The following is a 21,292-nucleotide window of genomic DNA, read 5'->3' as shown; positions in this document are numbered from 1 at the left end:
TATGGTAGATAACAACAACTCCGCGGTTCTTGAGAACGAAGAAGAACTGACTAGCTACACCACCGAAACCAACGCTGGTGCAGGCACTGGTACTTCCGCTATCGCTCCAGGCTATGGCACTGGTCGTCGTAAGGAAGCCGTTGCTCGCGTTCGCTTGGTTCCAGGTTCTGGTAAGTGGACTATTAACGGCCGCACTCTTGAGGAATACTTCCCATCTCGCTTATTGCAGCGTGAAGTTAATTCCCCAATCGTGCTTCTAAAGCTTGAAGGTAAGTTCGACGTTGTCGTTTTGGTAGACGGCGGCGGCACCACTGGTCAGGCTGGCGCAATCCGCTTGGGCGTTGCCCGCGCTTTGAACGCTATTGACCGCGATGCAAACCGTGCTTCCTTGAAGAAGGCTGGCTTCTTGACTCGCGACGCTCGCGTTGTGGAACGCAAGAAGGCTGGTTTGCACAAGGCACGTCGTGCACCTCAGTTCTCGAAGCGTTAAGCTGCGAAGAATTACAACTTCAATGGCTCCTGGCTTATGCTGGGAGCCATTTTTTATTCGTGTGTAATCTAGAATCAAGTTAAATGTTATTAATCGTTTGTAAGTAACAGCTAAATCTAACATTCTAGAAAATTTTTCAGCAAATCGCACATAAATCATTACAAATAAGAACAAATAACGAACATTAGGGGATAAACCTCGCTCATAAATAGCGCAACTCGCTGCAAACTCAAAATAGTACAGTAATTCAAGTAAATTGTGAAATGTATCACATACCAGCATTATGATGCGTCTTTCATAGAAGATTATGCATGTAAATGTTGATGTGCCAAAAGCGTAGAAGTACGTAAGGAATCTAAAGATCAAGGAGGACCAAATGGCGCAAGCGCAAGAAACAGCGCAAGAAAATGTGCTCGATGAAAAAGAGCAAGCGGCATTAGTTGCAAAGCAAGAAGTTGACGAGTTAGCTAAAAAAGCAAAAGTCGCTTTAGATGAATTTGAAAAGTTAAATCAAACTCAAGTAGACCGAATCGTAGCAAAAGCATCGATTGCAGCTCTAAACAAGCATTTAGTCTTAGCAAAAATGGCTGTTGAAGAAACAGGCAGAGGATTAGTTGAAGATAAAGCTACAAAAAACATCTTTGCATGCGAACATATTACGCATTATCTTGCAGGCCAGCGCACAGTAGGCATTATTAGAGAAGACGACGTTCTTGGAATCGACGAAATCGCTGAGCCAGTTGGCATTGTAGCAGGCGTTACGCCAGTCACAAATCCAACGTCTACAGCCATTTTTAAGTCGCTAATCGCGCTTAAAACTCGTTGCCCAATTATTTTTGGCTTCCATCCATTTGCCCAAAAGTGCTCTGCAGAAGCGGCAAGAATTGTGCGCGATGCTGCAATAGAAGCAGGAGCGCCAGAAAATTGCATTCAGTGGATTGAGCATCCATCAATCGAAGCTACGGGAGCTTTAATGAAGCACCCAGATGTTGCAACAATTCTTGCAACGGGTGGTCCTGGAATGGTTAAAGCTGCTTATTCTTCTGGTAAGCCAGCATTGGGCGTTGGTGCAGGAAACGCTCCAGCATACGTTGATGCAGACGTAGATGTTGAGCGCGCTGCAAACGATTTAGTGCTTTCAAAGCATTTTGACTACGGCATGATTTGTGCAACAGAGCAGGCGATTATTGCGCATAAAGACGTATACGATCCTTTGAAGCTCGAATTAAAGCGCCGTAAAGCTTACTTTGTAAACGAAGAAGAAAAAGCAAAGCTCGAGAAGTACATGTTTGGTTGCACGTCTTATAGTGGCCAAACTCCAAAGCTTAATTCTGTTGTTCCTGGAAAGTCGCCTCAATTTATTGCGCAACAGGCTGGATTTGAGATTCCAGAAGATGCTGTGATTCTTATTGCTGAGTGCAAAGAAGTTGGCGAGATGGAGCCTCTAACAATGGAAAAGTTGGCTCCTGTTCACGCTTTACTGCGCGCAGATAACAAGGAACAAGGCTTTGAAATGTGCGAGAAGATGCTTGTGCACGGAGCTGGTCACACTGCTGTGATTCATACCAACAATCAGCAGCTTGCTCGCGAATATGGTAGCCGCATGCATGCTTGCCGAATCATTTGGAACTCTCCAGGATCTTTGGGTGGCGTTGGAGACATCTACAACGCAATCGCGCCTTCTTTAACTTTGGGATGCGGTTCTTATGGTGGAAACTCTGTTTCTGGAAACGTTCAAGCGGTAAATCTTATTAATATAAAGCGCATAGCGCGAAGGAATAACAATATGCAATGGTTCAAGATTCCGGCCAAAACGTATTTTGAGCCGAATGCTGTTCGCTATTTGCGAGACATGTATGGCATTGAGCGCGCGGTTATTGTGTGCGATAAAGTGATGGAACAGCTTGGCATTATAGACAAGGTGATTGATCAGCTTCGTGCTAGAGACAACCGCGTAACGTTTAGGATTATTGATTACGTTGAGCCAGAGCCAAGCGTTGAAACTGTTGAGCGCGGCGCGGAAATGATGCGCGAAGAGTTCCAGCCAGACACGATTATTGCTGTTGGCGGCGGATCTCCTATGGATGCTGCAAAGATTATGTGGCTTCTTTACGAGCATCCAGAAATTTCCTTCGCTGATTTGCGCGAAAAGTTCTTCGATATTAGAAAGCGCGCGTTTAAGATTCCGCCTCTTGGCAAAAAAGCTTGCTTGATTTGCGTACCAACGTCTTCTGGAACAGGATCGGAAGTTACTCCGTTTGCTGTTATTACAGACCATAAGACTGGCTATAAGTACCCGATTACGGATTACGCGATTACGCCTTCGGTTGCAATCGTGGATCCAGTTTTGGCGCGTACGCAGCCTAGAAAGCTTGCTTGCGATTCTGGTTTTGACGCTTTGACGCACTCTATGGAAGCTTTTGCTTCTGTTTATGCTAACGACTTTACGGATGCAATGGCATTGCATGCAGCAAAGTTGATTTGGGAGAATCTTAACGATTCTGTGAACGCTAATGACCCTGAGCGCAAGATTCAAGCTCAAGAGAAGATGCATAATGCAGCTACGATGGCTGGAATGGCGTTTGGCTCGGCGTTCCTTGGAATGTGCCACGCAATGGCACATACAATCGGGGCTTTGTGCCACGTTGCGCACGGCCACACAAATGCGATTTTGCTTCCATATGTAATTCGCTACAATGGTCAAATTCCACAAGAGCCTACAAGCTGGCCAAAGTACAATCGCTATATCGCTCCAGAGCGCTACCAGCAGCTTGCTAAGAATCTTGGTGTAAATCCTGGTAAAACTCCTCAAGAGGGCGTAGAGAATTTGGCGCGCGCTGTTGAAAACTACAGGGATAATCTTCTTGGCATGGACGCATCGTTTAAGGCGTGCGGTGTGGACGAAGAATACTATTGGTCTTTGTTGGATCAGATTGGCATGCGTGCTTACGAAGATCAGTGCGCTCCTGCAAATCCGCGTATTCCTCAAATCGAAGATATGAAGGATATTGCGATTGCAGCGTATTATGGTGTTTCTCAAGAAGAAGGACATCGTATGCGCCTACAGCGTGAATCGAAGTAGAATTTAAGCAAAATTTATTGCATGATTATTTGAGTGGTTATCTAAGTGGTTATCTAAGTGATTATCTAGGTAATTATTGAATGATTATTGCATATTTAGTTACAAATGGCAGAGGCTGCACTAGCTGTAGTTTCTGCCATTTTTCGTTGGAAAATAGCCGACACGCCCGATTTTTGTTAATCCAAGGTTGATGGTTTAATTACTTAGTTGCCTGTTTTTAAGGCTCGCATATTGTAATTCAAAAAAGCGAGCGCAGAAGCAGAAATCGCAGTTTTTTGTTGATTTTTGTAGGCTGCGCACTGATGTGGAATGGCCTTTAGTGTCTATTCTCCCGGTGCCCTTTGATACAGGTTGGTAAACAGTAAACGAATCGCTAGAAAGGGCGGACGGCAATGGCGGGACAGAAAATCCGCATCAGGCTTAAGTCCTATGACCATGAGGTCATCGACCAATCGGCGAAGAAAATCGTCGAGACGGTGACGAACGCGGGCGCCACAGTAGTGGGTCCGGTTCCTCTGCCGACCGAGAAGAACGTGTTTGTTGTTATCCGTTCTCCTCATAAATATAAGGATTCTCGCGAGCATTTCGAGATGCGCACTCATAAGCGCCTCATTGACATCGTTGATCCAACGCCAAAGGCTGTGGATTCTTTGATGCACATTGACCTGCCTGCGGATGTAAATATCGAGATTAAGCTGTAGGAAGGGGGGTAAATAATGTCGCAAAATAAGAATCGCACTGCTTTGCTCGGCCGTAAGCTGGGCATGAGCCAGGTTTGGGATGAAAACGGCCTTTTTGTCCCCGTAACTCTGGTTGAGGTTGCTACCAACGTAGTTACCGCTGTTAAGACCGAAGAAACTGACGGTTATTGCGCCGTACAGCTCGGTTATGGCCAGATTGATCCTACCAAGGTTACCAAGCCATTGGCTGGTCACTTTGCAAAGGCTGGCGTGACTCCTCGTCGTCACCTCGCTGAGGTGCGCACTGAAAATGCAGCAGATTACAAGCCAGGTCAGGAATTGACCGCTGAAGTATTTGCTGAAGGTGCAGAAGTTGACGTAACGGGTACTACAAAGGGTAAAGGCTTTGCTGGCACAATCAAGCGTTGGGGCTTCAAGTCTTACCGTCGTACTCACGGCTCGCACAAGAATGAACGTCGTCCAGGTTCTGTGGGCGCATGTGCAACTCCAAGCCGCATTTTGAAGGGCAAGCGTATGGCTGGTCGCATGGGTCATGTGACTTCTACTGCGCTCAACCTCACAATCGTTTCTTCGGATGTTGAGAACGGTATTTTAGCTATCAAGGGTGCTATTCCAGGACCTAAGGGTGCTATCGTTCTAGTCCGTTCGGCAGTGAAGGGAGCCTGATTTAAATGGCAAACGTAACTCTGAACGTAACTGACACCAAGGGTAATGCAAACGGTACTGTTGAAGCTCCTGCCGAGATTTTCGGCATCTCCAACGAAGACGTTTTGGCTCACGGCCCATTGGTTCATCAGGTCGTTATTGCTCAGCTTGCTGCTGCTCGCCAGGGTACTCACGCGGTTAAGAATCGCGCTAACGTATCTGGTGGCGGTAAGAAGCCATGGAAGCAAAAGGGCACTGGTCGTGCTCGTCAAGGCTCCATTCGTGCTCCACAGTGGGTACATGGTGGCGTTGTACACGGTCCAGTTCCTCGCAAGTACGATCAGCGTACTCCAAAGAAGATGAAGGCAGCTGCTCTTCGTTATGCTCTTTCGGATCGTGCAAATGCTGGTCGCATTGCAATTGTGGACTTTGGCATTAAGGATGTTCCATCCACAAAGGCAGCTGTTGCAGCACTTACACCAGTAACTAAGGATCAGTTCACCACTGTTGTTCTCTCTCGCGAGAACATCAACGAGTGGATGTCTGTTCGTAACATTCCTACGGTGCATGTGATCTTCGCTGATCAGCTCAACACCTACGATGTCATCACCGCTCAGTACGTCGTCTTCTCCAAGGAAGGTTTCGAAGCCTTCGTTGCAGCTAAGACCGAGCCTGAAGTTAAGGAGGCCTGATTCAAATGGTCGCAGTCCATAACCCAGCACATGACATCATCTTAAAGCCAGTTGTTTCTGAAAAAAGCTATGCAGCTTCCGATCGTGGCCAGTACACCTTCGTCGTAGCTCCAAACGCTAACAAGGTTCAGATCAAGCAGGCTATCGAAGAAATCTTCAAAGTCAAGGTAACGAATGTTAACACCTTGAATCGCGCTGGCAAGCTCAAGCGCTCTCGCACCGGCTTCGGTCGTCGTGTGAATCAAAAGCGCGCTATTGTCACCGTGGCACAAGGCCAGACAATCGATATCTTTGGTAACTGAAGGCTAGCCGAGAAAAGTAAAGGAATACTATATTATGGCTATCCGCGTTTATAAGCCTACGACTGCAGGACGTCGTAACGCTTCGGTTTCGGACTTCTCCGAGATTACGCGTTCTACTCCTGAAAAGTCGTTGGTACGCAAACTCAGCAAAACTGGCGGTCGTAACTCTTACGGTCGCATGACTTCCCGCCATCGCGGCGGCGGACACAAGCGTCAGTATCGTCTCATCGATTTTAAGCGTTGGGACAAGGATGGCGTGCCAGCAAAGGTCGCTCATATTGAGTATGACCCTAATCGTTCCGCTCGCATCGCATTGTTGCATTATGCAGATGGTGAGAAGCGCTACATTATCGCTCCTGAAGGCATTTCCCAGGGAGATGTTATTGAGACTGGCGCCCAGGCTGATATTAAGCCAGGCAACAACTTGCCTCTTAAGAACATCCCAACTGGTACCGTGGTTCACGCAATCGAGCTTCGTCCACTTGGTGGCGCAAAGATTGCACGCTCCGCAGGTGCTGCCGTTCAGCTCGTAGCTAAGGATGGTGCTTACGCTCAGTTGCGTATGCCATCTGGCGAAATTCGTAACGTGGACGCTCGTTGCCGCGCTACAATCGGCGAGGTTGGCAACTCCGACCACGCTAACATCGAGCTTGGTAAGGCAGGTCGTGCTCGTTGGCTTGGTCGCAGGCCAATCACCCGAGGCGAATCTATGAACCCTGTTGATCACCCTCATGGTGGTCGTACCCGTGGTGGTAAGCCACCTGTTTCTCCATGGGGCAAGGGCGAGGTTCGTACCCGCCGTCCGAAGAAGGCTTCGAACAAGATGATTGTTCGTCGTCGTCCGAATGGTAAGAACCGCAAGTAAGGGAGTGTCGAACAGATGACTCGTAGCATCAAGAAGGGCCCTTTCGTCGACGCCCACTTACAGAAGAAAGTCGATGAACAAAACGACAAGGGCACGCATAACGTCATCAAGACGTGGTCGCGTCGTTCGATGATCACTCCTGATTTCATTGGACACACCTTTGCCGTACACGATGGCCGCAAGCATGTGCCGGTATTCGTTACCGAAGCAATGGTTGGTCATAAGCTCGGTGAATTCGCCCCAACCAAGACCTTCAAGGGTCATGTGAAGGACGACAAGAAAGCACGCCGCTAAAGGAGAGTTAGGACACATGGAAGCTAAAGCAATCGCTCGTCACGTACGTGTGACGCCGCGCAAGGCTCGCCGCATGGTCGACCTCATCCGAGGCAAGCGTGCAAGCGAAGCCATTACCATTTTGAAGTTTGCTCCTCAAGACGCATCGTTGCCGGTGCGCAAGGTTCTTGAAAGCGCGATCGCTAATGCTCGCGTTAAGGCTGAGAAAGCTGGAGAACCATTCCGCGAGCAGAACTTGGTCATCAAGGAAACCTATGTGGATGAGGGTGTAACGCTTAAGCGTTTCCGCGCTCGTGCACAGGGTCGCGCTGCGCGCATTAACAAGCGCACAAGCCATATCACTGTTATCGTCTCGCTTAAGGAAGGGGATCGCTAAAGATGGGTCAGAAGATCAATCCTTTCGGCTATCGCCTGGGCATTACCGAGAATCATCGCTCTAGGTGGTTCTCCGATTCTACTAAAGCCGGCGAGCGTTACCGTGACTTCGTCCTTGAGGATGACAAGATTCGCAAGGAAATGAGCCATGACCTCGAACGTGCAGGCGTGTCCCGCATTGTTATCGAGCGTACCCGTGACCGCGTTCGTGTGGATATTCACACCGCTCGTCCAGGTATTATTATCGGTCGTCGTGGCGCAGAAGCCGAGCGTGTTCGTGCAAAGCTTGAGAAGCTCACTGGTAAGCAAGTACAGCTCAACATCTTTGAAGTAAAGAACGCTGCACTTGACGCTCAATTAGTTGCTCAGGGAATTGCGGAACAGTTGACTAACCGCGTTACATTCCGTCGCGCTATGCGTAAGGCACAGCAAGACGCAATGCGCGCAGGTGCCAAGGGTATCCGTATTAAGCTCTCTGGTCGCCTTGGTGGCGCCGAAATGAGCCGTTCTGAGTTCTACCGCGAAGGTCGCGTTCCACTGCAGACCTTGCGCGCCCTTATTGATTACGGCTTCTTTGAAGCCAAGACCACTTACGGCCGTATTGGCGTAAAGGTTTGGATTTACAAGGGCGATATGACTGAGCGTGAGTTTGAAGAGCAGCAGGCTCAGCAGGGTAAGCGTGAAGGTCGCCGTGGCGATCGTCGTCCACGTCGTGGCGCACGCTCTGCCAATCAGCAGAAGGCTACCGAGGCACAGGCCGAAAAGCCAGCCGAGGCTGTAGCTGCTGAAGCTCCTGCCGCAACGGAAACGAAGGAGTGAGCAGATGCTTATCCCAAAAAGGACTAAATATCGCAAGCAGCACCGTCCTACCCGTAGCGGCATGTCTAAGGGTGGAACCGCTATCGCTTTCGGCGATTTCGGTATTCAGGCGCTGGCTCCGGCGTACATCACTAACCGTCAGATCGAGGCAGCCCGTATCGCAATGACCCGCTATATTAAGCGTGGTGGTCGCGTGTGGATTACGGTTTTCCCTGATCGTCCATTAACCAAGCACCCGCTTGGTGCACGAATGGGTTCCGGTAAAGGTGCTCCAGAATTCTGGATTGCCAACATTCACCCAGGTCGTGTAATGTTCGAGATCGGTGGTGTTTCTGAGGACGTCGCTCGCGAGGCTTTGCGCCGCGCTATCGACAAGCTCCCAATGAAATGCCGTGTTATTGCGCGTGAAGGCGGTGACATCTGATGCCAGTCGGAACTGCAGACTACACCATCAAGAATTTAAACGAGAAGACTAATGCTGAAATCGAAGGCTTCTTAAAGAAGTCTAAGGAAGAGCTTTTTAACTTGCGCTTCCAGGCAGCAACTGGTCAACTTGAAAACAGCGCTCGCCTCAAGGCGGTCAAGCACGACATAGCCAGGATGTATACTATCCTGCGTGAGCGTGAACTCGGCATCAGCCAAGAGCCTGGCGCCACTGAGGTCAAGGAGAAGTAAGCATGGCTGAGAACCAAGAGCGCAACTTCCGCAAGGTTCGTCGCGGCTACGTCGTGTCCGAGGCCATGGACAAGACGATTGCCGTGGAGTTGGAGCAGCGTTCGACACACCCACTTTACGGTAAAGTCGTCCGCTCCACCCGCAAGGTCAAGGCCCATGATGAACACAATGAGGCGCATATTGGCGACCTCGTGAGTATTATGGAAACTCGGCCTTTGAGCAAGACCAAGCGTTGGCGTCTCGACTCGATTATCGAGCGCGCCAAGTAAACAAGTTCAGCAAGGCTCCGCGCTTCACCTGTGCTGCTTATTTGAGCGGTACGGGTGAGCGGGGAGAACCAGCTCGACTAAGGAGAATCAATGATTCAGCAGGAAACGCGGCTTCATGTCGCCGACAACACGGGTGCTAAGGAATTACTTGCCATCCGCGTGCTCGGTGGATCGAAGCGACGCTATGCCGGCATCGGCGACATCATCGTCGCCTCCGTTAAGGATGCTATTCCTGGCGGGTCGGTCAAGAAAGGCGACGTAGTTAAGGCTGTCGTCGTCCGTACTGTCAAGGAACATCGTCGTGTTGATGGTTCCTATATTAAGTTCGACGAGAACGCCGCTGTTATTCTCGGCTCCGGCCGTGAACCAAAGGGCACTCGTATCTTTGGACCAGTCGGTCGTGAATTGCGCGATAAGCGCTTCATGAAGATTGTGTCCCTCGCCCCGGAGGTGATCTGAGATGGTAGCCAAGATTAAGTCCGGCGACCAGGTAAAGGTTATCCGCGGCAAGGATCGCGGTAAGGAAGGCAAAGTACTTCGTGTACTCGCCGAAGACCGTTTGATCGTCGAGGGTGTTCAGGTTGTTAAGAAGCACGTGCGTGCTACCCAGCAGGGTCAGCAGGCAGGCATCGTCTCTGTTGAGGCTCCAATTCACCGTTCTAACGTTATGGTGATTGACCCAGAGACCAAGCAACCAACCCGCGTGGGCGTGATTGTTAAGCAAGAAGCTCGCGACGGCAAAGTAAAGACCGTGCGCGTGCGTGTAGCTAAGAAGTCCGGAAAGGAGCTGGCATGACCGATACTACAGTTGAAGCGCCGGCAACTCCGCGCTTAAAGCAACAATACAATGATCAAATCGTTCCAGCTTTGGAAAAGGAATTTGGCCACACTAATCCTATGCAGGTGGCTCGTTTGCAGAAGGTCGTCGTCTCTATGGGCGTTGGCGCTGCAGCTCGCGATTCCAAGCTTATCGAAGGTGCGATTAAGGATCTCACTTTAATCACTGGTCAGAAGCCAAAGGTTACTAAGGCTAAGAAGTCTGTTGCGCAGTTCCATTTGCGCGAAGGCCAGGCTATTGGCGCTTACGTAACTCTTCGTGGTGATCGTATGTGGGAATTCTTGGATCGTTTGCTCACTCTGGCTTTGCCACGTATCCGCGATTTCCGTGGTATTAATGGCAACCAGTTCGACGGTCAGGGTAACTACAACTTCGGTCTTACGGAGCAGTCAATGTTCCACGAGATTGATCCTGATTCGATTGATCATCAGCGTGGTATGGACATCACCGTGGTGACCACCACCAAGGACGATGTGGAAGCGAAGTCGCTACTTAAGCACCTCGGTTTCCCATTCAAGGAGAACTGATATGGCAAAAACCGCTCTGAAAAACAAGGCGGCCGCTAAGCCGAAGTTCAAGGTGCGCGCTTATACGCGTTGCCAGGTTTGTGGTCGTCCTCACTCCGTGTATCGCAAGTTCGGTCTGTGCCGTGTATGCCTTCGTGAAAAGGCACATCGCGGTGAGTTGCCGGGTGTTACGAAGTCCAGTTGGTAAATATCGACGCTGAAGGTCCACTGCTTTATAAATAACAAACAGGCGGTGGAAACCACGGCGAGAAAGGGCGTTAGCCCAACATGACAATGACAGATCCTATCGCAGACATGTTGACACGTCTGCGTAATGCGAGCGCGGCAAAGCACGATATCGTGGAAATGCCGTACTCCAAATTCAAGGCGAATATCGCCGAGATTCTTAAGCGCGAAGGCTACATTAAAGACTTTGCTGCTAAAGAAGCTAAGGTTGGACAGACTTTGGAAGTTACGTTAAAGTACGGCTCCAATGGTCAGCGTTCCATCCAGGGCATTAAGCGCATCTCTAAGCCAGGCTTGCGTCGTTACGCAAAGTCTGATTCTTTGCCTATGCCTCTTGGCGGTCTCGGTATCGCTATTATCTCGACCAGCTCGGGATTGTTGACTCAGAAGGAATGCCTCGATCGAGGCATTGGCGGCGAAATCGTCGCCTACGTATGGTGAGAAAGGAGAGCTGAAAATGGCATCGCATATTGGTAAGCTCCCCGTCGACATTCCTGCAGGCGTGGAAGTTAAGATTGAAGGTCAGTCCTTTAGCGCTAAGGGTGCTAAGGGCTCTGATTCCTATGTAATTCCAGAAGGTATTACCGCTGAAGTTGCTGATGGCAAGATCGTTTTGACCCCAGTTGACGATTTGCGTCCAACTCGTGCAAAGCACGGCTTGGCTCGCGCAATCGTGGCGTCTATGGTTAAGGGTGTGCACGAAGGCTACGCCAAGACTCTAGACATTGTTGGAACTGGTTATCGTGCTGTAATGAAGGGCAAGGGCATTGAGTTCTCGCTCGGCTATTCGCACACTATTACCGTTCAGCCACCTGAGGGCATTGAGTTTGAATTGCCAAACGCAAATCAGGTAATCGTCAAGGGTACTGACAAGCAGGCCGTTGGTCAGGCTGCCGCTAACATTCGCAAGCTTCGTGCTCCAGAACCTTATAAGGGCAAGGGCATTAAGTACAGCGATGAGCGTATTTTGCGCAAGGCTGGAAAGGCTGGTAAGTGATATGAGCGTTAAGATTTTCGGTAAGGGTACCAAAGTCGCACGTTTGCGTCGTCACGCCCGCCTTCGTAAGCGCATCTCTGGCACTCCAGAGCGCCCACGTTTGGTAGTTTCTCGTTCTAACCGTCACATGGTTGCTCAGATTGTGGATGACACTAAGGGTCTTACCCTTGTAAGCGCTTCCACCTTGACTTCTGACTTCGCTGGTTTTACTGGTACGAAGACTGAAGCTGCTACCAAGGTTGGCGAGTTAATCGCAGCCAAGGCGAAGGAAGCGGGAATCACCGCTGTTATCTTCGATCGTGGCGGTAATAAGTATCATGGTCGCGTCGCAGCCGTAGCTGAAGGCGCCCGTCAGGGAGGTCTAGCACTGTGAGCGATAACGAAAAGGAAACCCAAGTGGCTGAAGAAACTCAGAACACTCAGGCATCCGCTGAGGAGCGTACCGACGATCGTCGTTCCCGTCGTTCTAAGGGCGAAGGTAAGCGTAGCGAACGTCGTAGCCGTCGTGAAGAAAACCGCGGCGAAGAGCTTTTGGATCGCGTAGTTACTATTAACCGTGTTTCCAAGACCCACAAGGGTGGCCGTACCTTTAGCTTTGCAGCACTTGTTGTTGTTGGCGACGGTAAGGGCACTGTTGGTGTTGGTTACGGTAAGTCTCGCGAAGTTCCAGCAGCTATCGCTAAGGGTCAGCTTGACGCTAAGAAGCATATGTTTACTGTTCCACGCATTCGTGGTACCGTGACTCACCCTGTGTTGGGTCACGATGCTGCTGGTACAGTTTTGCTTCGTCCAGCTGCTCCAGGTACTGGTGTAATCGCTGGTGGCGCTGTGCGTGCTGTTATGGAGTGCGCTGGCATTACCGATATCCTCACCAAGTCCATGGGCTCCGCAACCGCTGTTAACGTGGTTCGCGCTACTGTGGATGCTTTGAAGAAGCTTGAAGAGCCAGAAGAAATTTGCGCTCGTCGTGGACTTTCCCTCGAGGAAGTTGCACCAGACGCATTGCTTCGTGAGCGCGCTGCTGGCATTGCCGAAGCACGCAAGGCTCGTGAAGAAGCTCAGGCTGCTAAGGCTGCTCAGGCAAAGGATGGTGAGTGATGGCTAACTTAAAGATCACTCTGGTGCACGGTTTGGTTCATTCCACCGAGCGTCAGCGCGCTAACGTTAAGACTCTTGGCCTTCACAAGATTGGTCAAAGCGTTGTTCGCGAGGACAATTCAGTCAATCGTGGCTTGGTTATGGCCGTTCGCCACTTGCTGAGCGTTGAGGAGGTTGACTGATTATGGCTAATGAAGAACCAATGTTGCACATGCACACGTTGCGTCCAGCTCCAGGAGCTAAGAAGGATCGCATCCGCGTGGGTCGTGGTGAAGGCTCTAAGGGTAAGACTTCGGGTCGTGGAGACAAAGGTACAAAGAAGCGTTACCAAGTTCGTCCAGGCTTTGAAGGCGGCCAGCTTCCACTTTACATGCGCTTGCCTAAGCTTCGTGGCTTTAAGAGCCCATTCAAGAAGGAGTTCCAGGTTGTTAATGTTGCAGCCCTTGCAGAACTCTTCCCAAAGGGTGGCGAAGTCACTGTTGCTGATTTGGTAGTTAAGGGCGCTGTGCGTGATGGTTACCCAGTTAAGGTTTTGGGCGATGGCGATCTTAAGGTTGCTTTGACTCTTAAGGGAGTTAAGGCTTCTGCATCCGCTAAAGCCAAGATCGAAGCTGCTGGTGGCTCTGTTAGCGAAGAGTAGTAATAAGTAGTAATACTTAAGCTAGTAATGCTAATTAACGCAGTGATTTAACTGTTTAATAATCCCCCTAGTTTGCACTGGGGGGATTATTTTATTGCAAAACTCACTCAATTATTGTTTCAGTATGTACCGTGATATAAACTATTGCCTCAGAGTTTGTTTTTTTACTGGTGCGCCTAGATCGTAGCGCAAAAAAGGGAGGAAGACCCAGGTGAAAACGTTAATCCAGGCCTTCAAGACGAAGGAGTTGAGGAATAAGATCCTCTTCGTCTTCGCAATGATTATTATCTACCGAATCGGCTCATTTATTCCGATTCCTGGAGTTGACTACAAAGTTATTCGAGCTTGCACCGCTAAGCTGGCTTCTTCTAGCGAGAACTTTATTGGGTTGGTGAATCTGTTCTCTGGCGGTTCTCTTTTGCAGCTTTCGATTTTTGCATTAGGCGTTATGCCATACATTACGGCGTCCATTGTTATTCAGTTGCTTAGAGTTGTGATTCCACGCTTTGAGGCTCTTCACAAAGAAGGTCAGTCTGGAGAAACGAAACTTACTCAGTACACCCGTTACTTAACCATCGGTTTGGCTGTTTTGCAATCAACTACCATTTTGGTTACGGCTCGTTCTGGCGCGCTATTTAACTATCAATGCGGCCAGGTTATTCCAGACGGTTCTATGTGGAGCCTTATTGTAATGGTCTTAATCATGACTGGTGGCACTGGCCTCATAATGTGGATGGCAGAGCTTATTACAGATAAGGGTATTGGCCAGGGTATGTCTGTATTAATCTTTATGTCTATTTGCTCTGGATTCCTTCCAAAGTTGTGGGAAATCGGTTGGGGTACGAATGGCCTTAATGGAGATTGGACTAAGTTCTCCATTGTTGCTGGCGTTTTCCTTGTGATTCTTATTTTCGTTGACTTTGTGGAGCTTGCTCAGCGTAGAATCCCTGTTCAGTACACGCGTCGAATGATTGGCCGCAAAATGTACGGCGGCTCTTCCACATACTTGCCTCTTAAGGTGAATATGAGTGGCGTTATTCCACCAATCTTTGCGTCTTCGATTCTTGCTATTCCAACACTTCTTGCTCAATTTGGAGATAGTCGTAAGGATTGGGTGCGTTGGATTAATGCCAATTTAGCAAACTCTACTTCTGTTTGGTACATAGCGTTGTACACCGTTATGATCGTGTTCTTCTGCTTCTTCTACACCGAGATTACTTTTAATCCAGATGAGACTGCAGACAACATGAAGGAATACGGCGGATTTATTCCTGGTATTCGCGCTGGTAGCGCTACAAGCCGTTATCTTAGCTACGTTATGAATAGGCTTAACACAGTTGGTGCTATTTACTTGCTGTTTGTGGCTTTGATTCCAACGGTTTTGATTATGTCTTTGCATCTTAATATGAAGCTTCCATTTGGTGGTACAACAATTCTGATTATTGCTGGTGTTGGCTTGGATACTTTGCGTCAAGCTAAGGCTCAAACTGAGCAATTCCAGTATGCTGGATTCCTGTTTGATCACAGCAATAATAAGCAGGTTGCTAAGTAGTATTTCAGATAGGTTTTGTTTAATATTTGTATTGGATTTGCATTGGCATAAAACTAGGAGATTAATATGCGATTGTTAATTATGGGTCCGCAAGGAGTAGGTAAAGGCACTCAAGCCGCTTTGCTTGCAGAGCATTACAATATTCCTGCTATTTCTACTGGCGACATTTTCCGTTATAACTTAAAGAATAAAACGGAACTTGGCAAGAAGGTTCAAGGTTATCTCGATAAGGGAGAGCTTGTTCCAGATGAATTGACAAATAGCATTGTTAAAGATCGTCTTGCTCAAGATGATGCAAAGAATGGCTGGATTCTAGATGGCTATCCTCGCAACGCTTCTCAAGTTCAGGCTCTTGATCGCATGTTGGAAGAGCTTGGTACTCCACTAGATCATGTTGTTGCTTTAGAGGCGGAGCGTGAGGTTTTGCTTGAGCGCATGCAAAAGCGTGCTGTAGAGCAGGGTCGTTCCGACGATACTCCAGAAGTTATTGCTAAGCGTTTGGAAACTTACGAGAAGGAAACAGCTCCTTTGCTGGATATTTATGAAAGCCGCGGTCAGCTTGTTGAAGTTGATGGCGTTGGAGATATTGCCGAAATCAACAATCGCATAGTTGAATCCTTGGTATGAGATTTATTTAAGATTTAGATTTTCTCATATTTGTAATGCGCCCTTGCGACACGCCGAGTGTTGTATTGGGCGCATTTACTGTATCATAGAAGATTGGCGTGTCTTCGGATGCGCAAAGTAGTATATCCAAGGAACGGAACGAGGCTCATGGCAAAAGACGGTGTGATTGAAGTCGAAGGCACGGTAGTAGAAGCACTACCTAACGCGATGTTTCGCGTTCAGCTTGAGAACGAGCACATTGTACTGGCTACGATTTCGGGAAAAATGCGTAAGAATTACATTCGCATTCTTCCGCAAGATCGTGTTGTGCTGGAGATGAGTCCTTACGATTTGAACCGCGGACGTATTACGTACCGTTATAAGTAAAGGTACAAGCAAAGGAAAACCATGAAGGTCAGCCCTAGCGTGAAGAGGATCTGCGAAAACTGCCGCGTGATCCGCCGTCACGGTCGCGTCATGGTGATTTGCATCAACCCACGTCATAAGCAGCGTCAGGGCTGAGTGGATCTCCACCGCGAATATAAAGGAATAAGGCGCTAAGTCGCAGCTTAAGCTGAACCCTGGGTGCGCAGGCCCAGGCCGCAAATAATCGATATTATTGCGGGAGACTTGGTGCACGACCTGCGTAATAGTAAAGGAATTACAATGGCACGTCTTGCCGGAGTAGATATTCCCAATGAGAAGCGCATTGAGATTGCCCTCACCTATATTTTTGGTGTAGGTCGTACTCGCGCTAAGGAAACGCTTGCCGCGACCGGTGTTAATCCGGATACCCGCGTCAAGGATCTTACGGATGAACAGTTAATCACTTTGCGTGATTATCTTGAGGCCAACTATAAGATTGAAGGCGATTTGCGTCGTGAAATCGACGCCGACATCCGTCGTAAGATTCAGATCAACTGCTATCAAGGCCAGCGTCATCGCAAGGGTCTTCCTGTGCGTGGTCAGCGTACTAAGACTAATGCTCGTACTCGTAAGGGTCCAAAGCGTACTGTCGCCGGGAAGAAGAAGGCCACCCGATAGTCGGTGGTCGGCTCTAGGCCACGAGTTAATTCTCATCGCCTAGACATACCAACTAATTCGTCATAGGAAACGAGGGTCAATGGCAGCTGCAAAGCAAGCCTCGCGCAAGCCGCGTCGCCGGGACCGCAAGTCGGTACCGGTTGGGCAGGCGCATATTAAATCAACATTCAATAACACGATTATTTCCATCACCGATCCATCGGGTGCAGTCCTCTCTTGGGCTTCTGGTGGCGATGTCGGCTTTAAGGGTTCCCGTAAGTCGACTCCTTACGCTGCAGGTATGGCCGCTGAGTCTGCTGCTCGTAAGGCAATGGAACATGGCCTTAAAAAGGTCGACGTGTTTGTTAAGGGTCCAGGTTCCGGTCGCGAAACCGCTATCCGTTCCCTTCAGTCCGCGGGTCTTGAGGTCGGTTCTATTACCGACGTCACCCCACAAGCGCATAACGGCGTTCGCCCACCAAAGCGTCGCCGCGTCTGAGCACTCTTACGAATCCATCCATCCAACCCGCTTATGGGCGGCGAGTGCACCACCGACCAGAAGCTGAAAGGATACAAAAGTGCTTATCGCACAGCGTCCAACACTTACCGAGGAATCACTGAATCCCCAGCGTTCTCGCTTTACTATTGAGCCGTTGGAACCAGGTTTCGGATACACGCTCGGCAATTCGCTGCGTCGTACCTTGTTGAGCTCCATTCCAGGTGCGGCCGTTACTTCGGTACGCATCTCTGGTGCTTTACATGAGTTCACGACTCTGCCAGGTGTTGAAGAGGATGTCACTGAAATCCTGCTGAACATCAAGGGCATCGTACTTACAAGTGAGTATGACGAGCCAGTAGTGATGTATCTACGCAAGAGCGGCAAGGGTGAGGCAACAGCTGGAGATATTACTCCTCCTGCTGGCGTCACTATTGCCAACCCACAGATGCATATCGCTACACTTGCTGAAGATGGCGAGCTCGAAATTGAGTTCACTGTGGAGCGTGGTCGTGGCTACGTGCCTGCTCAAATGAATAAGCAGGAAAACAGCGAAATCGGTCGCATTCCAGTGGATTCGATCTACTCGCCAGTTTTGAAGGTGAGCTATAAGGTCGAAGCTACCCGCGTGGAACAGCGCACGGACTTCGATAAGCTTATCCTGGATGTGGAAACTAAGCCAGCTATTACACCACGAGACGCAGTTGCGTCCGCAGGTTCGACTTTGGTTGAGCTTTTCGGTCTTTGCCGTGAGCTTAACGTCGATGCTGAAGGTGTTGAAGTTGGTCCAGCTCCAGTCATGGCGGAAGCTGATTCCCAAATGGCCACTCCAATTGAGGATTTGAACCTAACGCAGCGCAGCTACAACTGCTTGAAGCGTGAAGGAATCCACACAGTTGGTGAGCTGGTAGTTCACACTGAGCAGGATTTGCTCGATATTCGTAATTTCGGCATGAAATCCATCGATGAGGTTAAAGAAAAGTTGCAATCCATGGGATTGTCTCTTAAGCCTTCACCGCTTGGCTTTGACGCCAATAATCTCGAAGGTGGCACATTCTTCTCGCCAGAAGACGAGTAAACAACCACCGCAAATCGTCGCGGTTTTTGGATGTTCGGGTTTTTGCCCACCTGAATTCCGCGGCAATAAGGAGTAATAATGCCTACACCGAAACAAGGGCCTCGTCTGGCTTCTAGCCCAGCGCATGAGCGCCTGATGCTGGCCAATATGGCTACAAGCCTCTTCCAGCACGGTCGTATTGTGACTACTTTGCCAAAGGCAAAGCGTCTTCGTCCACTTGCTGAGCGTTTGGTAACATTCGCTAAGCGTGGCGATTTGCATTCGCGCCGCCGCGTGTTGCGCGTAATTCGCAATAAGTCCGTTGTTCACATGCTTTTCACTCAGATTGCTGAGCAGATGAAGCAGCGTGAAGGTGGCTATACTCGCATCGTTAAGATGGCCCCTCGTCGTGGTGATACTGCTCCACAGGCTATTATCGAGCTTGTTGTTGAGCCAGTAAGCCCAAAGAAGGCTGTTGTTAAGGAAGCTGAGTCCGCTACTAAGGTTGCTGCTAAAGAAGAAGCAGCCGAGTAGTTGAGATTAGCATCTTGATGCATCGGTAAGTAAATCTTTTGCGATTAATCGCAAGTATAAAGGTTTATTAAACGGGTTGGAGATATCTCCAGCCCGTTTTTCTATATCTGACATATATTTTCTATATCTGGTATCAATTATTATTGAACTATGTCAAATATTCTCGATTTACTGAATAACGATTTTACTAATTTTAAAGAGCGAAAATTCAACGCCGTAGATTCGCTTATTTTATGCGAGTTGGCGTATATTTGCATGCCTGAATCGATTCCAAAGTATAATGACGATTCTAACGCACTAGCAACCGTTCCTTTAAGCGAATTGCTTCGCGGCGAGGATTTTTCTTCAATGTTTAGCTCTGGTTCTACTAAGGTAGATGAGTTTCGCAAGAATCTACTTTTGGCTGTTGAGTCTAGCCCGCGTTATAGGGGCATGCGTGTTGGTGAGGTTCTTGAACGTTTTGATGAGTCGAATATTGATGACTCTTGCGAACAGCAATTTGCGGCTGTTACTTTTGATTTAACAGATTGCATTGGGTCTAGCTGCTTTGTTGTTGCTTTTAGAGGAACAGATAACACGCTTGTTGGCTGGAAGGAAGACTTTAACATGGCATTTCGCTGCCCAGTGCCAGCGCAGGAGTCGGCGGCGGAGTATTTGCTCTCTATATCTAGGCGCGCATGTAAAGATTCTTGCAAAAGTGGCGGTATTCGTGGGATTTTTAGCAGTGTTGGTGATTATTTTGCGAATTTGTTTAATAAGAAGAGTGATTTTAAGAATAGTGATTTAGATAAGAGCAATCTAGAAAATAGCAATGATTGCGATTTAAGTGATTGCGATTTAAGTGATAATCCTAAAATATTTGTTGTGGGCCATTCAAAAGGCGGGAATATGGCTGCATACGCGGCAATGCGATTAGACGCGAAAGATCGAAGCCTTGGAAATCATATTAATAAAATCTATTCAATGGACGGTCCTAGTTTTGGCTCGGATGTTGTTGATCCAAAGGTTTTTTCTCGCGTTGTTTCCAGAATCGAAAAAGTTGTTCCGCAATCTGCTTTTATTGGATTGATTATGGATACGGGAGTGCCGTATAAGGTTACAGCTGCTGATTCGATTGGATTAATGCAACATTTTGGCATGTATTGGCAAGTTAAAGATGGTGATTTTGACTACTGCGATTGTGTAACTCCGCGAGCTCTGGCCGTTTCTAAAGCTGCAAACGAGTGGATGATGAGTTTGCCATTTGAAGAGAGAAAACGCAGAATTGATAGTGTTTACAGCATGTTTAGTAGTTTAGGGTACTCGACTTTCGACGAGATGTCTTCGCATTGGTCGGAGGTTGTTCCTGCATTATTGAAGATTGCAATGCATATGGATTCAAAGACATATGAGTTGATTCGTAGCGTTATGAGTGCTTTTGCGCTCGCTAGTGTGCCTTCAGATAAGGAAAACTAGTGTAAGTTTGTTTGTAGGTCTGTTTGTAAGTCTGTTTGTAGGTCTGTTTGGAAAGGTTTTGAATGCGTCTTCGTTTGGATTTAGCGTATGATGGCGGCGATTTTTATGGTTGGGCAAAGCAGCCTACTTTGCGCACCGTTCAAGGTGTTTTAGAAGACGCATTGCATAAGGTTTTGCGCGTGAATAAAGACGATGCTAGCGAACCTTTGCGCCTTAGCGTTGCTGGCCGCACAGATACGGGCGTTCACGCATCTTACCAAGTTTGCCATTTAGACGTTTCGGAATCCATTTTGCAAAATTGCGTCGGTCACACAAATCTTACGCCAGTAAAAGCCTTGGAATATAGGCTTTGTGGCGTTTTGCCTAAAGACATTTCGATTCACAGCGTAAGCATTGCGCCAAGCGGTTTTGATGCGCGTTTTTCTGCGTTGGATCGCACATACGTGTATAGGATTAGTGATGCTGCGAATCGCGCGAATTTGGATCCGCGTATGCGTGGCTTTGTGTTGCAACTTGACTACGACTTAAACGTTGATGCCATGAATCAGGCGGCGTCTTTGATTGTTGGTTTGCACGATTTTGGCTCTTTTGCGCGGCCAAATCCTGGTGGAACTACGATTCGCTGCGTTAAAAAGGCTGTTTGGAATCGCGTTTGCGTGGGGAGCTGTTTATCTAAATCAACTGGAAAAATTCCTTGCATTGAGAACGGTTTGCTTGAGTTTACTATTGTTGCAGACGCGTTTGCGCATAACATGGTTCGTTCGCTTGTTGGGGCGTGCGTGCAAGTTGGGTGTGCAAAGCGTTCTGTTGATTGGTTCAAAAATAAGATTGAAAATCCGATTCGAGAAGGCTCTACTGGGCCGATTGCAGCTAACGGTTTGACTTTGGAATATGTTGAATACCCTAAAGACGAGGAGCTTGGTGTGCGAGCAAACGCGATTCGTGCTAAGCGCACGATCGAGGAGCTTGGGTGAGTGTCAACGCGCCATGCGTCTTATATATTCTAGGGTTGTTTTACAATTGAAAAGTTGCGTT

33 protein-coding genes are annotated in these 21,292 nt (G+C 48.5%); all 33 read left to right on the top strand.

The window, feature by feature from the left end; genetic code table 11:
* Position 1: 1 nt before the first annotated feature.
* The 33 genes from rpsI (at position 2) to truA (ending at position 21,231) form a co-directional block, all read left to right on the top strand.
* Entirely contained in the window at positions 2–490 is a 489-nt protein-coding gene (rpsI, locus tag HXT45_RS06500; RefSeq protein ID WP_004131694.1) for a 30S ribosomal protein S9, read from the top strand.
* A gap of 376 nt (positions 491–866) precedes the next feature.
* Positions 867–3,572, top strand: a complete 2,706-nt coding sequence (adhE, locus tag HXT45_RS06495; protein WP_102704758.1) for a bifunctional acetaldehyde-CoA/alcohol dehydrogenase — start codon at positions 867–869, stop codon at positions 3,570–3,572.
* Between the two features lie 392 nt (positions 3,573–3,964).
* On the top strand, positions 3,965–4,273 hold the full coding sequence (gene rpsJ, locus HXT45_RS06490; protein ID WP_003808013.1) for a 30S ribosomal protein S10: 309 nt from the start codon (positions 3,965–3,967) through the stop codon (positions 4,271–4,273).
* 15 nt (positions 4,274–4,288) lie between these two features.
* Complete coding sequence (gene rplC / locus HXT45_RS06485; protein ID WP_004116043.1) at positions 4,289–4,939, top strand: 50S ribosomal protein L3; 651 nt, start codon at positions 4,289–4,291, stop codon at positions 4,937–4,939.
* A gap of 5 nt (positions 4,940–4,944) precedes the next feature.
* Positions 4,945–5,610 (top strand): 50S ribosomal protein L4, encoded by a 666-nt coding sequence (rplD, locus tag HXT45_RS06480; RefSeq protein ID WP_004133440.1) that lies wholly within the window; start codon positions 4,945–4,947, stop codon positions 5,608–5,610.
* Positions 5,611–5,615: 5 nt separating this feature from the next.
* Entirely contained in the window at positions 5,616–5,912 is a 297-nt protein-coding gene (gene rplW, locus HXT45_RS06475; RefSeq protein ID WP_004114354.1) for a 50S ribosomal protein L23, read from the top strand.
* Between the two features lie 34 nt (positions 5,913–5,946).
* The gene (gene rplB / locus HXT45_RS06470; RefSeq protein ID WP_004114355.1) at positions 5,947–6,777 is read left to right on the top strand and encodes a 50S ribosomal protein L2; all 831 of its coding nucleotides are present in this window, start codon (positions 5,947–5,949) and stop codon (positions 6,775–6,777) included.
* Positions 6,778–6,792: 15 nt separating this feature from the next.
* Positions 6,793–7,071, top strand: coding sequence for a 30S ribosomal protein S19 (gene rpsS / locus HXT45_RS06465; protein ID WP_004114357.1), 279 nt, complete (start codon positions 6,793–6,795; stop codon positions 7,069–7,071).
* 16 nt (positions 7,072–7,087) lie between these two features.
* The gene (gene rplV, locus HXT45_RS06460; protein ID WP_004131697.1) at positions 7,088–7,447 is read left to right on the top strand and encodes a 50S ribosomal protein L22; all 360 of its coding nucleotides are present in this window, start codon (positions 7,088–7,090) and stop codon (positions 7,445–7,447) included.
* A 2-nt stretch (positions 7,448–7,449) separates the two neighbouring features.
* Positions 7,450–8,265: a 30S ribosomal protein S3 gene (rpsC, locus tag HXT45_RS06455; RefSeq protein WP_004131698.1), complete on the top strand. Its 816-nt coding sequence runs from the start codon at positions 7,450–7,452 to the stop codon at positions 8,263–8,265.
* A gap of 4 nt (positions 8,266–8,269) precedes the next feature.
* Positions 8,270–8,689, top strand: coding sequence for a 50S ribosomal protein L16 (rplP, locus tag HXT45_RS06450; RefSeq protein WP_004114362.1), 420 nt, complete (start codon positions 8,270–8,272; stop codon positions 8,687–8,689).
* Positions 8,689–8,940, top strand: coding sequence for a 50S ribosomal protein L29 (gene rpmC / locus HXT45_RS06445; protein ID WP_004105502.1), 252 nt, complete (start codon positions 8,689–8,691; stop codon positions 8,938–8,940). Before rplP ends, rpmC begins: the two co-directional genes overlap by 1 nt.
* 2 nt (positions 8,941–8,942) lie before the next feature.
* Positions 8,943–9,209, top strand: a complete 267-nt coding sequence (gene rpsQ, locus HXT45_RS06440) for a 30S ribosomal protein S17 (protein ID WP_004114365.1) — start codon at positions 8,943–8,945, stop codon at positions 9,207–9,209.
* 90 nt (positions 9,210–9,299) lie between these two features.
* Positions 9,300–9,668: a 50S ribosomal protein L14 gene (rplN, locus tag HXT45_RS06435; protein WP_004114366.1), complete on the top strand. Its 369-nt coding sequence runs from the start codon at positions 9,300–9,302 to the stop codon at positions 9,666–9,668.
* Between the two features lies 1 nt (position 9,669).
* Positions 9,670–10,005 carry a 50S ribosomal protein L24 gene (gene rplX / locus HXT45_RS06430; RefSeq protein WP_004114367.1) on the top strand — a complete coding sequence of 112 codons (336 nt, stop codon included), beginning with the start codon at positions 9,670–9,672 and terminating at the stop codon, positions 10,003–10,005.
* Positions 10,002–10,574, top strand: coding sequence for a 50S ribosomal protein L5 (gene rplE, locus HXT45_RS06425; RefSeq protein WP_004114368.1), 573 nt, complete (start codon positions 10,002–10,004; stop codon positions 10,572–10,574). The genes rplX and rplE overlap by 4 nt, the downstream gene beginning before the upstream one ends.
* Before the next feature lies 1 nt (position 10,575).
* Positions 10,576–10,761: a type Z 30S ribosomal protein S14 gene (locus HXT45_RS06420; protein WP_004114370.1), complete on the top strand. Its 186-nt coding sequence runs from the start codon at positions 10,576–10,578 to the stop codon at positions 10,759–10,761.
* Between the two features lie 80 nt (positions 10,762–10,841).
* Positions 10,842–11,240 (top strand): 30S ribosomal protein S8, encoded by a 399-nt coding sequence (rpsH, locus tag HXT45_RS06415; RefSeq protein ID WP_004131699.1) that lies wholly within the window; start codon positions 10,842–10,844, stop codon positions 11,238–11,240.
* A gap of 16 nt (positions 11,241–11,256) precedes the next feature.
* The gene (gene rplF, locus HXT45_RS06410; RefSeq protein ID WP_004133436.1) at positions 11,257–11,796 is read left to right on the top strand and encodes a 50S ribosomal protein L6; all 540 of its coding nucleotides are present in this window, start codon (positions 11,257–11,259) and stop codon (positions 11,794–11,796) included.
* A gap of 1 nt (position 11,797) precedes the next feature.
* Positions 11,798–12,169, top strand: coding sequence for a 50S ribosomal protein L18 (gene rplR / locus HXT45_RS06405; protein ID WP_004114376.1), 372 nt, complete (start codon positions 11,798–11,800; stop codon positions 12,167–12,169).
* On the top strand, positions 12,166–12,894 hold the full coding sequence (gene rpsE, locus HXT45_RS06400; protein ID WP_004131701.1) for a 30S ribosomal protein S5: 729 nt from the start codon (positions 12,166–12,168) through the stop codon (positions 12,892–12,894). Before rplR ends, rpsE begins: the two co-directional genes overlap by 4 nt.
* Positions 12,894–13,076 carry a 50S ribosomal protein L30 gene (gene rpmD, locus HXT45_RS06395; RefSeq protein WP_004131702.1) on the top strand — a complete coding sequence of 61 codons (183 nt, stop codon included), beginning with the start codon at positions 12,894–12,896 and terminating at the stop codon, positions 13,074–13,076. The genes rpsE and rpmD overlap by 1 nt, the downstream gene beginning before the upstream one ends.
* Positions 13,077–13,078: 2 nt before the next feature.
* A complete protein-coding gene (gene rplO, locus HXT45_RS06390) occupies positions 13,079–13,534 on the top strand; it encodes a 50S ribosomal protein L15 (RefSeq protein ID WP_004131703.1) in 456 nt (151 codons plus the stop codon).
* A gap of 211 nt (positions 13,535–13,745) precedes the next feature.
* Complete coding sequence (gene secY, locus HXT45_RS06385) at positions 13,746–15,086, top strand: preprotein translocase subunit SecY (protein ID WP_004131704.1); 1,341 nt, start codon at positions 13,746–13,748, stop codon at positions 15,084–15,086.
* A gap of 66 nt (positions 15,087–15,152) precedes the next feature.
* The gene (locus HXT45_RS06380; RefSeq protein ID WP_004131705.1) at positions 15,153–15,713 is read left to right on the top strand and encodes an adenylate kinase; all 561 of its coding nucleotides are present in this window, start codon (positions 15,153–15,155) and stop codon (positions 15,711–15,713) included.
* A 147-nt stretch (positions 15,714–15,860) separates the two neighbouring features.
* Entirely contained in the window at positions 15,861–16,079 is a 219-nt protein-coding gene (gene infA, locus HXT45_RS06375; RefSeq protein ID WP_004105485.1) for a translation initiation factor IF-1, read from the top strand.
* A 21-nt stretch (positions 16,080–16,100) separates the two neighbouring features.
* Positions 16,101–16,214, top strand: coding sequence for a 50S ribosomal protein L36 (gene rpmJ, locus HXT45_RS06370; RefSeq protein WP_003842636.1), 114 nt, complete (start codon positions 16,101–16,103; stop codon positions 16,212–16,214).
* A gap of 144 nt (positions 16,215–16,358) precedes the next feature.
* The gene (gene rpsM / locus HXT45_RS06365) at positions 16,359–16,736 is read left to right on the top strand and encodes a 30S ribosomal protein S13 (protein ID WP_004105472.1); all 378 of its coding nucleotides are present in this window, start codon (positions 16,359–16,361) and stop codon (positions 16,734–16,736) included.
* Positions 16,737–16,815: 79 nt separating this feature from the next.
* The gene (gene rpsK, locus HXT45_RS06360; protein ID WP_004105468.1) at positions 16,816–17,214 is read left to right on the top strand and encodes a 30S ribosomal protein S11; all 399 of its coding nucleotides are present in this window, start codon (positions 16,816–16,818) and stop codon (positions 17,212–17,214) included.
* Between the two features lie 79 nt (positions 17,215–17,293).
* Positions 17,294–18,289: a DNA-directed RNA polymerase subunit alpha gene (locus HXT45_RS06355; RefSeq protein WP_004131706.1), complete on the top strand. Its 996-nt coding sequence runs from the start codon at positions 17,294–17,296 to the stop codon at positions 18,287–18,289.
* A gap of 78 nt (positions 18,290–18,367) precedes the next feature.
* A complete protein-coding gene (rplQ, locus tag HXT45_RS06350) occupies positions 18,368–18,802 on the top strand; it encodes a 50S ribosomal protein L17 (protein WP_004131707.1) in 435 nt (144 codons plus the stop codon).
* A gap of 150 nt (positions 18,803–18,952) precedes the next feature.
* Positions 18,953–20,257: an Mbeg1-like protein gene (locus HXT45_RS06345; protein WP_102704756.1), complete on the top strand. Its 1,305-nt coding sequence runs from the start codon at positions 18,953–18,955 to the stop codon at positions 20,255–20,257.
* 62 nt (positions 20,258–20,319) lie between these two features.
* A complete protein-coding gene (truA, locus tag HXT45_RS06340) occupies positions 20,320–21,231 on the top strand; it encodes a tRNA pseudouridine(38-40) synthase TruA (protein ID WP_020757578.1) in 912 nt (303 codons plus the stop codon).
* Positions 21,232–21,292: the final 61 nt, after the last annotated feature.

Source organism: Gardnerella sp. DNF01199S, assembly GCF_049244155.1.
Lineage (GTDB): Bacteria > Actinomycetota > Actinomycetes > Actinomycetales > Bifidobacteriaceae > Bifidobacterium > Bifidobacterium piotii.
This window is presented reverse-complemented; position numbering and strand designations above follow the sequence as displayed.

What these genes read in the sequence shown, in the direction of transcription:
- rpsI (WP_004131694.1), top strand. Translation starts at nt 2, where the DNA reads ATGGTAGATAACAACAACTCCGCGGTTCTTGAGAACGAAGAAGAACTG.
- adhE (WP_102704758.1), top strand. Translation starts at nt 867, where the DNA reads ATGGCGCAAGCGCAAGAAACAGCGCAAGAAAATGTGCTCGATGAAAAA.
- rpsJ (WP_003808013.1), top strand. Translation starts at nt 3,965, where the DNA reads ATGGCGGGACAGAAAATCCGCATCAGGCTTAAGTCCTATGACCATGAG.
- rplC (WP_004116043.1), top strand. Translation starts at nt 4,289, where the DNA reads ATGTCGCAAAATAAGAATCGCACTGCTTTGCTCGGCCGTAAGCTGGGC.
- rplD (WP_004133440.1), top strand. Translation starts at nt 4,945, where the DNA reads ATGGCAAACGTAACTCTGAACGTAACTGACACCAAGGGTAATGCAAAC.
- rplW (WP_004114354.1), top strand. Translation starts at nt 5,616, where the DNA reads ATGGTCGCAGTCCATAACCCAGCACATGACATCATCTTAAAGCCAGTT.
- rplB (WP_004114355.1), top strand. Translation starts at nt 5,947, where the DNA reads ATGGCTATCCGCGTTTATAAGCCTACGACTGCAGGACGTCGTAACGCT.
- rpsS (WP_004114357.1), top strand. Translation starts at nt 6,793, where the DNA reads ATGACTCGTAGCATCAAGAAGGGCCCTTTCGTCGACGCCCACTTACAG.
- rplV (WP_004131697.1), top strand. Translation starts at nt 7,088, where the DNA reads ATGGAAGCTAAAGCAATCGCTCGTCACGTACGTGTGACGCCGCGCAAG.
- rpsC (WP_004131698.1), top strand. Translation starts at nt 7,450, where the DNA reads ATGGGTCAGAAGATCAATCCTTTCGGCTATCGCCTGGGCATTACCGAG.
- rplP (WP_004114362.1), top strand. Translation starts at nt 8,270, where the DNA reads ATGCTTATCCCAAAAAGGACTAAATATCGCAAGCAGCACCGTCCTACC.
- rpmC (WP_004105502.1), top strand. Translation starts at nt 8,689, where the DNA reads ATGCCAGTCGGAACTGCAGACTACACCATCAAGAATTTAAACGAGAAG.
- rpsQ (WP_004114365.1), top strand. Translation starts at nt 8,943, where the DNA reads ATGGCTGAGAACCAAGAGCGCAACTTCCGCAAGGTTCGTCGCGGCTAC.
- rplN (WP_004114366.1), top strand. Translation starts at nt 9,300, where the DNA reads ATGATTCAGCAGGAAACGCGGCTTCATGTCGCCGACAACACGGGTGCT.
- rplX (WP_004114367.1), top strand. Translation starts at nt 9,670, where the DNA reads ATGGTAGCCAAGATTAAGTCCGGCGACCAGGTAAAGGTTATCCGCGGC.
- rplE (WP_004114368.1), top strand. Translation starts at nt 10,002, where the DNA reads ATGACCGATACTACAGTTGAAGCGCCGGCAACTCCGCGCTTAAAGCAA.
- HXT45_RS06420 (WP_004114370.1), top strand. Translation starts at nt 10,576, where the DNA reads ATGGCAAAAACCGCTCTGAAAAACAAGGCGGCCGCTAAGCCGAAGTTC.
- rpsH (WP_004131699.1), top strand. Translation starts at nt 10,842, where the DNA reads ATGACAATGACAGATCCTATCGCAGACATGTTGACACGTCTGCGTAAT.
- rplF (WP_004133436.1), top strand. Translation starts at nt 11,257, where the DNA reads ATGGCATCGCATATTGGTAAGCTCCCCGTCGACATTCCTGCAGGCGTG.
- rplR (WP_004114376.1), top strand. Translation starts at nt 11,798, where the DNA reads ATGAGCGTTAAGATTTTCGGTAAGGGTACCAAAGTCGCACGTTTGCGT.
- rpmD (WP_004131702.1), top strand. Translation starts at nt 12,894, where the DNA reads ATGGCTAACTTAAAGATCACTCTGGTGCACGGTTTGGTTCATTCCACC.
- rplO (WP_004131703.1), top strand. Translation starts at nt 13,079, where the DNA reads ATGGCTAATGAAGAACCAATGTTGCACATGCACACGTTGCGTCCAGCT.
- HXT45_RS06380 (WP_004131705.1), top strand. Translation starts at nt 15,153, where the DNA reads ATGCGATTGTTAATTATGGGTCCGCAAGGAGTAGGTAAAGGCACTCAA.
- infA (WP_004105485.1), top strand. Translation starts at nt 15,861, where the DNA reads ATGGCAAAAGACGGTGTGATTGAAGTCGAAGGCACGGTAGTAGAAGCA.
- rpmJ (WP_003842636.1), top strand. Translation starts at nt 16,101, where the DNA reads ATGAAGGTCAGCCCTAGCGTGAAGAGGATCTGCGAAAACTGCCGCGTG.
- rpsM (WP_004105472.1), top strand. Translation starts at nt 16,359, where the DNA reads ATGGCACGTCTTGCCGGAGTAGATATTCCCAATGAGAAGCGCATTGAG.
- rpsK (WP_004105468.1), top strand. Translation starts at nt 16,816, where the DNA reads ATGGCAGCTGCAAAGCAAGCCTCGCGCAAGCCGCGTCGCCGGGACCGC.
- rplQ (WP_004131707.1), top strand. Translation starts at nt 18,368, where the DNA reads ATGCCTACACCGAAACAAGGGCCTCGTCTGGCTTCTAGCCCAGCGCAT.
- HXT45_RS06345 (WP_102704756.1), top strand. Translation starts at nt 18,953, where the DNA reads ATGTCAAATATTCTCGATTTACTGAATAACGATTTTACTAATTTTAAA.
- truA (WP_020757578.1), top strand. Translation starts at nt 20,320, where the DNA reads ATGCGTCTTCGTTTGGATTTAGCGTATGATGGCGGCGATTTTTATGGT.